Genomic DNA, 13059 nt, shown 5'->3' with positions numbered 1-13059 from the left:
TGGGAGAAAACACCGTGAGCAGGATCGAAATTCTTCAGGTCGGCCCCTATCCCGCCTGGGACGAGGAGCGCCTGAACGCCACCTTCACCATGCACCGCTATTTCGAAGCGAGTGACAAGGTCGCATTTCTGGCCCAGCATGGGTCGAATATTCGCGCCATTGCGACCCGCGGCGAACTCGGTGCCAACAGGGTCATGATCGAGGCGCTGCCGAAGCTTGAAGTCATCTGCGTCTATGGCGTCGGCTTCGATGCCGTCGATCTGGCTGCAGCCCGGGAACGCGGCATTCGCGTCACCAACACGCCCGATGTCCTGACCAAGGACGTGGCAGACCTGGGGGTCGCAATGATGCTGGCACAGGCGCGCGGCATGATCGGCGGCGAGGGCTGGGTCAGGAGCGGTGACTGGGCGAGGAAAGGCCTTTATCCGCTGCAGTCGCGCGTGCATTGCAAGCGCGCCGGCATTCTCGGCCTTGGCCGGATCGGCTTCGAGGTCGCCAAGCGCCTTTCAGGCTTCGACATGGAAATCGCCTATAGCGATGTAGGCCCGAAGGACTATGCGAAGGACTGGACCTTCGTCGCCGATCCCGTCGCACTCGCCGGCCGCTCGGATTTCCTGTTCGTGACCTTGGCCGCATCAGCCGACACGCGCCACATCGTCGGCAGCAAGGTCATCGAGGCGCTCGGTCCCGAGGGCATGCTGATCAACATCTCGCGCTCTTCCAATATCGACGAAAAGGCGCTGCTCGATGCGCTGGAAAATCGGACGCTCGGCTCTGCCGCCCTCGATGTCTTCGAGGGGGAACCCAATCTCGACCCGCGGTTCCTGGCGCTCGACAACGTGCTGCTGCAGCCGCACATGGCCTCCGGCACAGTGGAAACCCGCAAGGCCATGGGCGCGCTGGTCTTCGACAACCTGTCGGCCCATTTCGACGGTCGGCCATTGCCGACGCCGGTTCTGTGAGGAAAGCCATGAAATCGATCGTCATTCATTCCGCCAAGGACCTGCGTATCGAGGATAACGCCGTTGAAGCGCCGGGGCCGGGCGAGGTGGAAATCCGCCTCGCCGTCGGCGGTATCTGCGGATCGGACCTGCATTACTACAACCATGGCGGCTTCGGCACGGTGCGGCTGAAGGAACCGATGATCCTGGGGCATGAGGTATCTGGCCATGTCGCCGTGCTTGGCGAAGGCGTATCCGGCCTCGCGGTTGGCGATCTCGTCGCCGTATCGCCTTCGCGGCCCTGCGGAGCCTGTGACTACTGCCTGAAGGGCCTGCCGAACCATTGCTTCAACATGCGTTTCTACGGGTCGGCCATGCCCTTTCCGCATATCCAGGGCGCCTTTCGTGAGCGGCTCGTCGCCAAGGCCAGCCAGTGCGTGAAGGCTGAGGGTCTTTCGGCGGGGGAGGCTGCGATGGCCGAACCGCTGTCGGTGACGCTGCATGCCACCCGTCGCGCTGGAGAGATGCTCGGCAAGCGCGTGCTGATCACCGGCTGCGGTCCGATCGGCACGCTATCCATCCTCGCCGCAAGGCGGGCGGGTGCATCAGAAATCGTTGCGGCCGATCTGTCCGACCGAGCGCTGGGCTTTGCTCGCGCGGTCGGCGCGGATCGGACGATCGATCTTTCGGAAGATCGCGACGGACTTGTTCCCTTCAGCCAGAACAAGGGTACATTCGACGTCCTGTACGAATGCTCTGGCGCACAAGCGGCCCTGGCCGCCGGCATTCAGGCGCTCAGGTCGCGCGGCACGATCGTGCAGCTCGGCCTCGGAGGCGATATGAGCCTGCCGATGATGGTGATCACGGCAAAGGAACTGGACCTGCGGGGCTCCTTCCGTTTCCATGAGGAATTCGCCACGGCGGTGGCGCTGATGCAAGGCGGCCTGATCGATGTGAAGCCGCTGATCACCCACATGCTGCCGCTCTCCGATGCCCTCAAGGCATTCGAGATCGCCTCGGACAAGGGGCAGTCCATGAAGACGCAGATCGCATTTTCCTGAGAGCAATAGTAGGAAGAGACCGACGCGGTCTTCAGGCCGCCACTGCAAACAAAGAGACCAGCAGACCATGAGCATCCAACTCTTCGATCTCACCGGCAAGCGCGCCCTCGTCACCGGCTCCTCCCAGGGCATCGGGCTCGCGCTCGCACGCGGCCTCGCTGCCGCCGGCGCCGAGGTTGTCCTCAACGGCCGCGACGAGGCCAAGCTGGCCCTAGCCGCAAGGGAGATTGGGGCAAAACACACCCTTGCTTTCGATGCGACCGATCACGAGGCCGTGCGCCGTGCGGTCGATGCCTGCGAGGCGGAGGTCGGTGCGATCGACATCCTGGTCAACAATGCCGGCATGCAGCACCGCACGCCGCTGGAGGACTTTCCGGCCGACGCTTTCGAGCGACTGCTGAAGACCAATATCTCCACCGTCTTTAATGTGGGCCAGGCGGTCGCCCGCCACATGATCGGGCGCGGTGCCGGCAAGATCATCAACATCGCCAGCGTGCAGACCGCTCTCGCCCGTCCCGGCATAGCCCCCTATACCGCCACAAAGGGCGCCGTGGGCAACCTGACCAAAGGCATGGCGACCGACTGGGCGAAATACGGGCTGCAATGCAATGCCATTGCGCCAGGCTATTTCGACACGCCGCTGAATGCCGCGCTGGTTGCCGATCCGGCCTTTTCCGCCTGGCTGGAGAAACGCACACCGGCGGGCCGCTGGGGCAAGGTGGAGGAACTGGTGGGCGCCTGCATCTTCCTTGCCTCCAACGCCTCCTCCTTCGTCAACGGACACGTGCTCTATGTCGACGGTGGTATCACAGCCTCGCTCTGATGTACCTCGGCGCATCCTGCTGATGGGCGTCGCCGGCTGCGGCAAGTCGGCGGTCGGCGCGGCGTTGGCCGCGCGCCTCGGTGCTATCTATCTCGATGGCGACGACCTGCACCCGTAGGCCAATATCGAGAAGGTGAGCCGCGGCGAGCCGTTGACCGACGAGGACCGCTGGCCCTGGCTCGGCGAGATCGGCTCGCGGCTGGCCGAGGCGGAAAGCACCTTGATCGTCGGCTGTCCGTCGCTCAAGCGGAGCTATCGCGACCGTATCCGGGCGAGGAAGGGTGCGCTGGTCGTCTTCGTGCACCTTTCTGGCACAAAGGACCTGATCGCCACCCGCATGGCGGCCCGCACCGGCCATTTCATGCCGACGGACCTGATCGAAAGCCAGTTCGCCACGCTGGAGCCGCCCGGCGTGGAGGAAGACGCCATCACCGTTGATGTAGCCAAGCCTTTGGAGGCAATTGTCGACCAAATTGTTGTGTTCTTTGACGCTCGGTAGCTGGTCTCGGGTTCATGGAGTTTTGGATGTGGCGACGAGCGTTAGCGCAAGGAGGATATCCCGCGGTTGCTTGTCTTTGCCCAGCGTCGGAAAAGAACGCTGGCATTGACGCCGCCAAAACCGAAACCGTTGGATATGGCATATTCAGCGTCCAGGGATCGCGCTTCGTTTGCGACAAAATCGATCCCGTCCGCTTCCGGATCCGGCGTGTTCAGGTTCAGTGACGGCGGCGCGATCTGGTTTTTGAGCGCCAAAATCGTGAAGATGGCTTCCAGCCCGCCGGCCGCGCCGAGCAGGTGCCCCGTCGCAGACTTGGTTCCGCTGACAGCCACCGACTTTCTTTGGCCAAATACACTTTTGATAGCCTTGATTTCTCCGAGATCGCCAACCGGTGTAGAGGTCGCATGCGCGTTCAGATGACCAATCGCAGAAGGGGCAATGCCCGCTTGCGCGATGGCAATTTCCATTGCCCTGCGCGCGCCGCTTCCGTCTTCGGGACCGGAGGTGATGTGATGAGCATCGGCTGTCGTGCCGTACCCGACGAGTTCTGCAATCGGGGTCGCACCGCGAGCGAGAGCATGACTAAGGGCTTCTATAACGAGTATGCCCGCGCCCTCACCCATGACGAAGCCGTCGCGCAACGTATCGAAGGGACGTGATGCCTTGGCCGGCGTCTCGTTAAAGCCCGTTGATAGTGACCTTGCCGCCGCGAAACCGCCAAGGCTGACAATGTTCATACAGGCCTCAGTGCCACCACAAACCGCAATGTCGGCTTCATTGGACCTGATCAGTCTTGCGGCATCGCCGATCGCCTGAACCCCAGCGGCACATGCCGTCACGGGCGCTCCAAGCGGACCTTTGAAACCATGGCGGATCGAGACTTGTCCCGCTGCGAGATTGACGAGGAAAGACGGAATTGTGAATGGTGAAAGGCGGCGGACACCGCGGTGGTCGACGGTGCGTACCGCGTCGGTGATTGCTGGAAAGCCGCCGATACCGGACGCGATAATGGTCGCGGTTCTTAGCCGATCTTCATTCGATGCCGGCTTCCAATGTGCCTGCGCCAACGCCTCTTCAGCCGCTGCCAGTGCAAAGATGATGAAGCGGTCGACCTTCCGTTGATCCTTCGAGGGCAGGGTCCTGTCAGGATCAAATCCTCCTTCGGGGTCGTCAGCCAGAGAAGGGACCAAGCCTCCAATTTTCGACGGCAGATCCCCGACCACGTCGTCATCCAGTCGTCGAATGCCGCTTTGGCCTGCAAGAAGTCGCGACCAGGAGATATCGACGTTTGCTCCCAGGGGGCTGATGGCTCCCATTCCTGTTACAACGATACGGCGCATCTGTTTTCCACCTGTGTTTAATCCTAGAAATAGGCATGCCTCCGGCGTCCTACCGAATAACCGGTCGTTAACGTGGGACACGCGGTTCTCGCTATTTTTCAGATACTTGGGCGACTGAGGCTAGGCTAAATGCACCTACCGCCGCCCAGTACCAAGAAGCTGTCCGTTAGGCGCTGACATCGCGGCCAGCTATGCGCCGGACTTCACTTGCGGCTGAATCAAGAACACCGGATGACAATTCTTTATCCTCGATGATCCTGGACAACATTACTGCACCGACCATCATGGACAATATTGCCATGGCCTTGTCGGCGACCGCCGTTCCGTCGCTCTCGCCGATCATTTCTTCGAGCACCTCGAAATGTGCTCGGATGCCATCCTCAAACGGGCGCCGAACTTCGGCAGTTTGACGGGCAGCGTCGGAACCGAGAGCGACAAGCGGGCATCCTTCTGCCTTCTCGCCGCTATGATCTTTCGAGAGGTAGAACCTGATGACTGCCTCTAGTGGGTCTGACGTATCTGCTGCGGCAGCAGACCACCGGCGGGTCGCACTCTCAAGCGCGCGCCGCGAAGCCAGTGCAGCAAGATCGTCCTTCGATGCGAACTGCTTGTAGAATCCACCCTGGGTGAGGCCTGCACCCTTCATCAGGTCTTTCAGGCCGATCCCATCGAACCCGTGCTCTCGAAATAATCGGCTGGCGACAGTGATCACCCGTTCCCTGTTTTCTTCTGCCTGTGCGCGGCTCACTCTCATATGGACCTCATTTTAGATTTCATTTGACATCTATATTATTTTAAGAGTTAGGTTGCAATCTAATATTTTTGGAATGGCCGTCAAGAAGGGGCGATGAAATGAAACGGAAACTTGTTGTCACTGCAGCAGCAGTGCTGGCGCTGGCCGCAGGCGGAGCCGCGGCACTGCTGCTTCCGACGCAGGCACCCGAGGCAAAGGGTGCCGATCCCCGGACATTGGCGCCACTTGTCAACCTTGCGACGGCCCGACTGCCTGCCAATTCGAGCAGCAGCTTTACCGGAACCGTTGGTGCCCGGGTCCAGAGCAACCTCGGCTTTCGTGTCCCCGGCAAGATCGTTGAACGTTTTGTCGACGTCGGGGAGCAGGTAAGCGCTGGACAGCCATTGATGAGGCTTGACGAGACCGATCTTCGCCTTGCTCTGACCGCCAAGCGGAACGCTGTCATTGCAGCACAGGCGACATTTGTACAAGCGAAAGCCGATGAGAAACGCTTCGCCGTGCTGGTGAAGACCTCTGCCGCTTCGACGCAGCAATATGAACGATCGAAGGCCCTGTTGGATACGGCGACGGCACAGTTGGCTGCCGCACAGGCGGACGCAAATGTAGCAGAAAACGAAGCGAAATATGCAGTTCTCGTTGCCGATGCAGACGGAACGATTGTCGAGACGCTTGGTGAACCCGGCCAGGTTGTGACGGCCGGGCAACCGGTAGTGCGGCTCGCGAAATCCGGTCCTCGCGAAGCCATCGTCTGGCTTCCTGAAACCATGCGTCCTGAAATCGGTGCGCAAGCTTCTGCGTCCATCTATGGCAGAAGCAACACGGAAAATGCCACCTTACGCCAAATCTCCGATTCTGCCGATCAACAGACCCGCACCTATGAAACGCGATGGGTGCTTGAAGGGGCTGCGGCCAATGCTCCACTGGGGGCGACCGTCACTATAGAAATCGAGAACAGAGATGCACAGAACCACGCCGAACTGCCGATCGGTGCCCTTCTGGACGACGGTACGCGCACAGGCGTGTGGATCATTGATCAGCAAACATCTGCCGTGACGTTTCGTGATGTGAAGGTCGAACGGCTGAGCGAAGAGAATGTGGTCGTTACGAACGTTAAGCCCGGAGAGGCAGTTGTTGCCCTCGGCGCGCATCTTCTGAAGGATGGAGCGTCGGTTCGCACCAGCCTTGAGACAGAAAAGGCAGCAAACTGATGAACTTCAATCTGTCCGCTCTGGCCGTTCGTGAACGTGCCGTCACGCTCTTCTTCATCGTTCTCTTGTCGCTCGCCGGTGCGTATGCCTTCGTCAAGTTAGGCCGCGCGGAAGACCCCTCCTTTACCATCAAGACATTGACGGTCACGACTGTCTGGCCGGGCGCAACCGCACGCGAGATGCAGGATCTCGTTGCCGAGCCGCTGGAGAAACGCATTCAGGAATTGGCATGGTACGACCGTGTCGAGACAACGACGCGTCCCGGCTTTGCCTATCTTACCGTTACGCTCAAGGACAATACGCCACCAAGCGCCGTCGCCGAAGAATTTTATCAGGCGCGCAAGAAGCTCGGCGATGAAGCCAGAAACCTGCCGCAGGGTGTTCTGGGGCCATTCGTGAACGACGAATATTCTGACGTCAGCTTCGGCCTTTACGCTCTCAAGGCGCAGGGCATGCCAATGCGCGATCTCGTCCGGGAAGCGGAAAAGATCAGGCAGGACATGCTTCATGTGCCAGGCGTAAAGAAAATCAACATTCTGGGTGAGCAGCAAGAGCAGATATTCGCCGAGTTTTCATACGAGAAACTTGCGACACTTGGCATCTCTCCGCAGGATGTTGCCGCAGCGCTTCAACGGCGTAACACGGTAACGCCGGCAGGTTCTATCGACACGCAGGGTCCCCAAGTTTTCATCCGTTTCGACGGCGCGTATGACAGCATACAGTCTATCGCCGATACGCCTATTGTCGCCTCGGGGCGCGCGCTAAAACTTTCGGACATTGCAGAGGTTCGTCGCGGCTATCAGGAGCCGTCAACTTACCTCATTCGCCACAATGGCGAACCGACCATCATGCTCGGTGTTGTCATGCAGCAAGGCTGGAACGGTCTCGAGCTCGGCAAAGCCCTGGAACAACGCTCCAGCCAAATCACGCAATCGCTGCCACTTGGCATTACGCTGACGAAGGTGAGTGATCAGGCTGTCAATATTGATGCGGCCGTTGGCGAGTTCATGATGAAATTTGCTATGGCTCTGGGCGTCGTGCTGTTCGTCAGCCTTATTGCACTTGGCTGGCGGGTGGGCATTGTCGTTGCACTCGCCGTGCCGCTGACGCTTGCCGTCGTCTTCATTATCATGCTGGAGAGTGGACGCTTCTTCGACCGCATCACGCTTGGCGCGTTGATCCTGGCGCTCGGTCTTCTGGTGGATGACGCGATCATCGCCATCGAAGTCATGGTTGTGAAGATGGAAGAGGGCATGGACCGAATCGGGGCGGCTGCCTATGCCTGGAGCCACACTGCGGCGCCTATGCTATCGGGCACGCTTGTGACCATTATCGGCCTGATGCCGGTCGGTTTTGCCGCCTCCGCAGCGGGTGAATATGCCGGCAATATCTTCTGGATCGTCGGTTTTGCTCTGATCGTATCCTGGTTCGTCGCGGTGATCTTCACCCCCTATCTCGGCATTAAGCTGCTCCCCTATATCAAGCCTGTGGCAGGCGGCCATCATGCGATTTACGATACGCCGAACTACAGGCGGCTGCGCGGCGCGATCGAATTCACCGTCAAGCACAAATTCCTGACCTGCGCTGTCGTTGGCGTCGTTATGGCACTTTCCGTTGTCGGAATGGGTGCGCTGAAGCAGCAGTTCTTCCCGACCTCTGACCGCCCTGAGGTTCTTGTCGAAGTCCGCATGCCTGAAGGCACGAGCATCGAAACGACGACAGCCACGGTCAAGAAGCTTGAAGACTGGCTGAAGCAGCAGCCCGAAACGAAGATCGCGACCAGCTACATCGGTCAAGGTGCGCCCCGATTCTTCTTTGCAATGGCGCCTGAGCTGCCCGATCCGGCCTTTGCAAAGATCGTTGTTCTGACGCCCGACGCCCATGAGCGCGAGGTGCTGAAACTGCGTCTGCGGGAAGCCGTTGCGCAAGGGCTGGCGCCCGAAGCATTCGTTCGTGTGACGCAACTCGTCTTCGGCCCCTACACGCCGTTTCCTGTGGAATTCCGGATCAAGGGGCCGGACGCCGAAGAGCTGTACAAAATCTCCGAGCAGGCCCTTGCTCTCATGACTTCGGTACCTGACGTCAGAAACGCCAACCGCGACTGGGGTAACCGCACACCTGTTGTCAGGTTCGTTCCTGACCAGGATCGCCTGAACCTTATTGGCATGTCCAGTGCCGAGGCTGCCCAGCAAATACAGCTCCTGCTGAGTGGTGTGCCGGTTACGCAAGTCCGTGAGAACATCCGAAATGTTCCTGTCGTGGCCAGAAGCGCGGGTGAAATCCGCCTCGACCCAGCAAGGCTCGCCGACTTTTCGCTTGTCACGAGAGAGGGTCGGACAATCCCGCTCGACCAGATCGGCCACACGGAGGTGCGCTTCGAAGAGCCGATCCTCAAGCGCCGTGACCGAACGCCTGTGGTAACCGTGAGGTCCGACATCAACGAGGCGACCCAACCGCCAGAAGTCGCCCAGCAGGTTATGAAAGCGTTCGAACCTCTCATTGCGTCACTTCCGGCGAGCTATAGCATCGAGATGGGCGGCAATATCGAGGAGTCACTTAAGGCCAATACGGCCTTGGTAAAGGTGTTCCCGCTCATGATAGCTGCAACCCTGATCGTCATTATCCTTCAGGTACGCAGCCTATCGACGATGACGATGGTGATGCTGACAGCCCCGCTCGGTCTCGCAGGCGTGGTGCCGACGCTCATCCTCTTCAATCAGCCCTTCGGCTTCAACGCGATCCTGGGTCTCATCGGTCTGGCGGGCATCCTCATGCGCAACACGCTGATCCTGACCGAGCAGATCAAGGAGAACAAGGCGGCAGGTCTGGATGACTATCATGCGGTGATCGAAGCAACGGTTCAAAGAACAAGGCCCGTCATCCTCACGGCGCTTGCCGCAGTCCTCGCCTTCATTCCCCTGACGCATTCGGTTTTCTGGGGTTCGATGGCCTACACGCTGATCGGCGGAACGGCAGTCGGGACGTTTATCATCCTGCTCTTCCTGCCTGCACTCTATGCAGCATGGTTTCGCATCAAGCCGCCAAAAGCGGAAGGATCTTCGACGACCGGCGCGGACGTCCCCAGACTTCAGCACGCATTGGCCGCCGAATAGACAAGGTATCTCCCGCAGGAACCCCTGCGGGAGATATATCCCTAGAGGCAGGCACGGCGTTGGGGGGCAAGCCCCCACTCGGGTCTCGTCGCAGTCATGATGAGAAGGAAACCGCAATGAACCCTGTAGTATCAGTATTCAGGCATCCTCCTGATGGTGGCAGGGGGTACCACCGCGACACACGCGTCAGATGGGCGCTTGAGGAGGTCGGTCAGCCGTATAGTTTGAGGTATGTTACCTTCTCTGAAATGCGTCGCCCCGACTATATGCAACTGCAACCGTTCGGTCAGATGCCGGTTTATCAAGAGGGGGATTTGACCCTCTTCGAATCGGGCGCCATTGTACTTCACATAGCACAGCGTTTTGCCGGCCTGCTTCCAGGGGGGCCAGAAGCCCGCTCCCGGTCCATCATGTGGATGTTTGCCGCCGTTAACACAATCGAGCCATGCGTCGCTTCAGGCAGTGTCGGGTATCTTGAGCAGAGGCTTCAACAACTCGCCCTGGTCCTTGGCGAGAAGACATGGCTTGAAGGCGAAGACTTCAGCGTTGGCGATCTGATGATGGTTAGCGTTCTGCGACCACTGAAGGATTCGGACATTCTGAAGCAGAGCAGGCGTCTGCAGAATTACGTGGCCTGCGGCGAGGAAAGAGAAGCGTTCCAACGCGCTCTGAATGCGCCCCCATCAGTGAGGAGAACATCAGGGAGATCAGACGAAAATCTGTCGGTGGAAAATTTCGCTCTTTAACGGGAATCCGCATGATTCGGGTTCTTTTTCTCGCGGCGATTGGCAATTCAGGAAGCAGCAAAGGAAGAAACTCCTTTTTCCTCTTCGCCGCACCATCGATCCGTTTGAGGTAAGTAACCTGAGTTTGAGTTATTTAGAGGTCTGATCAGGATGACGCAAATTCGTATCGGTCAACTGCGTTCGCTGATCACTGAGTGTCACTAACGAACCGATGATGCGGCGTGGTTGCCTGTGCTGCGACACCATCGAAAGCAGGTCCCGCCTGGAAACAAACCAAGACTTACGGCTGCCAACAACCAAAAGCGTGGGAGAGATCAGCCCAGCGAGCGGGAAGCCGACCGGCGCTAAACTGATTTTGGAGATCAGGCTGAGCCGCCGCAGATAGCTTGCCGCGCCTTGTAACTCGCAGCTATATCGGTTGCGGGATTGCCAGCCCTTCCACCAAGGTGGCGATGGCTGCGTCTAGCGGCGCCGATCCGACCTTTTCCGGCACCAGAATTCCATCGATCGCCAGCAAGGTGATGCCGTGAATAAGCGCCCATGCGGCGGTCGCCTGCCCCCTGACTGGCCGCTTGCGAATGGTCCCGGCGTCCTGACCGCGACTGAGCATGTCCAACACTATGTCGAATACCGCAAGCGCTCTTTGATCGAGATGCATTCCCACGGAGCGTCCCTCCTCCGCGCTGAACATCAGGCGATACAGGGCCGGGTTATCGGTGCCAAAGGCGACATATGCCAGGGATATTGGCATGATTTCTTCGAACAGAGATTGGGGGGCTTCGGGTTTCGCTCCCGCTAGTGCCTCGCGTAGTCGATCGAATCCAATCATGGCGAGTTCGACGAGCAGAGCAGCTTTGTCCGGAAAGTGTTTGTAGGGCGCGGCGTGGCTGACGCCAGCCCGACGGGCGACCTCTCGCAGCGTAAACTGCCAGTTCTTTTCATCGCGAAGGATGTCTAGTCCCGTTTCAATGATCGTGCGGCGGAGATCACCGTGGTGATAGGGGCGGTTTTGAACGTCCGTCATGGCCTTAAGTTTCTCGTGACTACATTGTTGACAGTGGTAACATTGCGACCTATATAGATCTCAATGTTTCCTTTGTCTACATCGGGGTGTGCCATGAACGCCATAGAAAAAATTACAGACGCCGAGCGTATGGGCCGCATCCTCGCTGCCCAGCGAACCGCATTTTTGCGCGACGGTGCAACATCGCTTGCCGAGCGGCGTGCCTCTCTCGCCAAACTCAAGAGTGCCCTGATCAGCCGGCGGCAAATGTTCGAGGCGGCGATCTCGTCCGACTTCGGTCACCGGGCCCGACAGGAGACAGCCATCATGGAGATCTACGGGGTCGTCGGCGGCATTGACTATCTCCACAAGAACCTGCGCCGCTTCATGAAGCCTGAGCGACGTCATGTTGCCCTTCACATGCAGTTTGGGCGCGCCCGGATCGACTATCAGCCGCTTGGAGTGGTTGGTGTCATCTCGCCATGGAACTATCCCGTTCAGCTGTCTCTGATGCCGTTGATTACCGCGGTTGCTGCGGGAAACCGCGTCATGCTCAAGCCGTCGAATGTGACGCCTGCCACCAATGCCCTCATCGCTTCGATGCTCGGAGAAATCTTTACTGAGGAACAGGTGGCGCTCGTCGAGGGCGACGGTCCGGCCTTTTCTTCACTTGCCTTTGATCACCTCGTTTTCACCGGCAGTACCGCCGTAGGGCGCGCGGTGATGAAGGCGGCGAGCGACAATCTCGTACCCGTAACCCTGGAGCTTGGCGGGAAGTCCCCGGCAATCGTCGCCAAGGGCGGTGTTCAGGATCGTTTTGTGTCAGACATCGTTTGGGGGAAGCTCCTCAGTGGCGGGCAGACCTGCATCGCACCTGACTATGCGATGGTCCATGAGTCCGAAGTCGATACGTTTGTCGCGAGTTTCGACAGGCTGGTAAAGGCGGCCTATCCCGGCGGTCCGACCAGCGAGGACTATACCTCGATTGTCAACGACCGGCAGTATGGGACTCTTATCGACTTGATCGAGGATGCCCGAGCCCATGGCGCGCAGATTATCGAGGTCGGCCACCAGCCGGGCGACGCCGCCCGCCGTCCGCATACGCTCGCGCCGACGGTTGTGCTGGGCGTCACCGACGAAATGAAGATCGCCCACCAGGAGATATTCGGTCCGATCCTGCCGGTTTTTCCCTATCGTAAAATCGGTGAAGCGATCGACTATGTAAACGCCCGTCCCCGACCGCTCGCACTTTATTACTTCGGTGGAGACTCTGCGGAACGGCGAGAGGTGCTCGACCGCACCACATCGGGCAACGTCACGATCAACGGCACGATTATGCACGTGGCGCAGGATGACCTGCCATTCGGCGGTGTCGGCGAAAGCGGCATCGGCGCCTATCACGGCATCGAGGGCTTCAGGCGACTGAGCCATGCCAAGGGCATCTATGAGCAGGGGCGGTGGAACATCGTGAAACTGCTCCAGCCCCCATACGGAATACTGGCCGAACGGATCCTCAAGGTCCTACTCCGATGAAAGTTCGAACTCAAGGGGCGTGCTCGGGGAGCTTCGCT

At 59.2% G+C, this 13059-nt stretch carries 10 protein-coding genes and 1 pseudogene; 8 read left to right on the top strand and 3 right to left on the bottom strand.

Annotated features, from left to right (window positions below; genetic code table 11):
* The first annotated feature begins 14 nt into the window (after positions 1 to 14).
* From C5L12_RS24610 to C5L12_RS24595, 4 genes and pseudogenes are all read left to right on the top strand, one after another.
* Entirely contained in the window at positions 15 to 962 is a 948-nt protein-coding gene (locus C5L12_RS24610; RefSeq protein ID WP_105374695.1) for a 2-hydroxyacid dehydrogenase, read from the top strand.
* 8 nt (positions 963 to 970) lie between these two features.
* A complete protein-coding gene (locus C5L12_RS24605; protein ID WP_105374694.1) occupies positions 971 to 2002 on the top strand; it encodes an L-idonate 5-dehydrogenase in 1032 nt (343 codons plus the stop codon).
* A 67-nt stretch (positions 2003 to 2069) separates the two neighbouring features.
* Positions 2070 to 2825 (top strand): SDR family oxidoreductase, encoded by a 756-nt coding sequence (locus C5L12_RS24600; protein ID WP_105374693.1) that lies wholly within the window; start codon positions 2070 to 2072, stop codon positions 2823 to 2825.
* 22 nt (positions 2826 to 2847) lie between these two features.
* Positions 2848 to 3324: pseudogene (locus C5L12_RS24595) on the top strand (gluconokinase).
* 41 nt (positions 3325 to 3365) lie between these two features.
* Here the strand turns inward: C5L12_RS24595 and fabF are convergent.
* Both fabF and C5L12_RS24585 read right to left on the bottom strand, forming a co-directional pair.
* Complete coding sequence (fabF, locus tag C5L12_RS24590; protein WP_105374692.1) at positions 3366 to 4664, bottom strand: beta-ketoacyl-ACP synthase II; 1299 nt, start codon at positions 4662 to 4664, stop codon at positions 3366 to 3368.
* Positions 4665 to 4830: 166 nt separating this feature from the next.
* Positions 4831 to 5418, bottom strand: a complete 588-nt coding sequence (locus C5L12_RS24585) for a TetR/AcrR family transcriptional regulator (protein WP_105374691.1) — start codon at positions 5416 to 5418, stop codon at positions 4831 to 4833.
* A gap of 98 nt (positions 5419 to 5516) precedes the next feature.
* On the opposite strand from C5L12_RS24585, the gene C5L12_RS24580 reads away from it, so the two are divergent.
* From C5L12_RS24580 to C5L12_RS24570, 3 genes are all read left to right on the top strand, one after another.
* Positions 5517 to 6626 (top strand): efflux RND transporter periplasmic adaptor subunit, encoded by a 1110-nt coding sequence (locus C5L12_RS24580; RefSeq protein WP_105374690.1) that lies wholly within the window; start codon positions 5517 to 5519, stop codon positions 6624 to 6626.
* Complete coding sequence (locus C5L12_RS24575) at positions 6626 to 9739, top strand: efflux RND transporter permease subunit (RefSeq protein WP_105374689.1); 3114 nt, start codon at positions 6626 to 6628, stop codon at positions 9737 to 9739. The genes C5L12_RS24580 and C5L12_RS24575 overlap by 1 nt, the downstream gene beginning before the upstream one ends.
* Positions 9740 to 9855: 116 nt before the next feature.
* On the top strand, positions 9856 to 10485 hold the full coding sequence (locus C5L12_RS24570) for a glutathione S-transferase family protein (protein ID WP_105374688.1): 630 nt from the start codon (positions 9856 to 9858) through the stop codon (positions 10483 to 10485).
* A gap of 409 nt (positions 10486 to 10894) precedes the next feature.
* Here the strand turns inward: C5L12_RS24570 and C5L12_RS24565 are convergent, their stop codons facing one another.
* Positions 10895 to 11509: a TetR/AcrR family transcriptional regulator gene (locus tag C5L12_RS24565; RefSeq protein ID WP_105374687.1), complete on the bottom strand. Its 615-nt coding sequence runs from the start codon at positions 11507 to 11509 to the stop codon at positions 10895 to 10897.
* Positions 11510 to 11602: 93 nt separating this feature from the next.
* On the opposite strand from C5L12_RS24565, the gene C5L12_RS24560 reads away from it, so the two are divergent.
* On the top strand, positions 11603 to 13021 hold the full coding sequence (locus C5L12_RS24560; RefSeq protein WP_105374686.1) for a coniferyl aldehyde dehydrogenase: 1419 nt from the start codon (positions 11603 to 11605) through the stop codon (positions 13019 to 13021).
* Positions 13022 to 13059: the final 38 nt, after the last annotated feature.

The sequence above is a fragment of the Neorhizobium huautlense genome (assembly GCF_002968575.1).
Taxonomy (GTDB): domain Bacteria; phylum Pseudomonadota; class Alphaproteobacteria; order Rhizobiales; family Rhizobiaceae; genus Neorhizobium; species Neorhizobium huautlense.
This window is presented reverse-complemented; position numbering and strand designations above follow the sequence as displayed.

Bases quoted from the DNA above. Each gene is read 5' to 3' on its own strand.
- C5L12_RS24605 (WP_105374694.1), top strand. From the start codon at position 971: ATGAAATCGATCGTCATTCATTCCGCCAAGGACCTGCGTATCGAGGAT.
- C5L12_RS24580 (WP_105374690.1), top strand. From the start codon at position 5,517: ATGAAACGGAAACTTGTTGTCACTGCAGCAGCAGTGCTGGCGCTGGCC.
- C5L12_RS24565 (WP_105374687.1), bottom strand. From the start codon at position 11,509: ATGACGGACGTTCAAAACCGCCCCTATCACCACGGTGATCTCCGCCGC.
- C5L12_RS24600 (WP_105374693.1), top strand. From the start codon at position 2,070: ATGAGCATCCAACTCTTCGATCTCACCGGCAAGCGCGCCCTCGTCACC.
- C5L12_RS24560 (WP_105374686.1), top strand. From the start codon at position 11,603: ATGAACGCCATAGAAAAAATTACAGACGCCGAGCGTATGGGCCGCATC.
- C5L12_RS24585 (WP_105374691.1), bottom strand. From the start codon at position 5,418: ATGAGAGTGAGCCGCGCACAGGCAGAAGAAAACAGGGAACGGGTGATC.
- C5L12_RS24570 (WP_105374688.1), top strand. From the start codon at position 9,856: ATGAACCCTGTAGTATCAGTATTCAGGCATCCTCCTGATGGTGGCAGG.
- C5L12_RS24575 (WP_105374689.1), top strand. From the start codon at position 6,626: ATGAACTTCAATCTGTCCGCTCTGGCCGTTCGTGAACGTGCCGTCACG.
- fabF (WP_105374692.1), bottom strand. From the start codon at position 4,664: ATGCGCCGTATCGTTGTAACAGGAATGGGAGCCATCAGCCCCCTGGGA.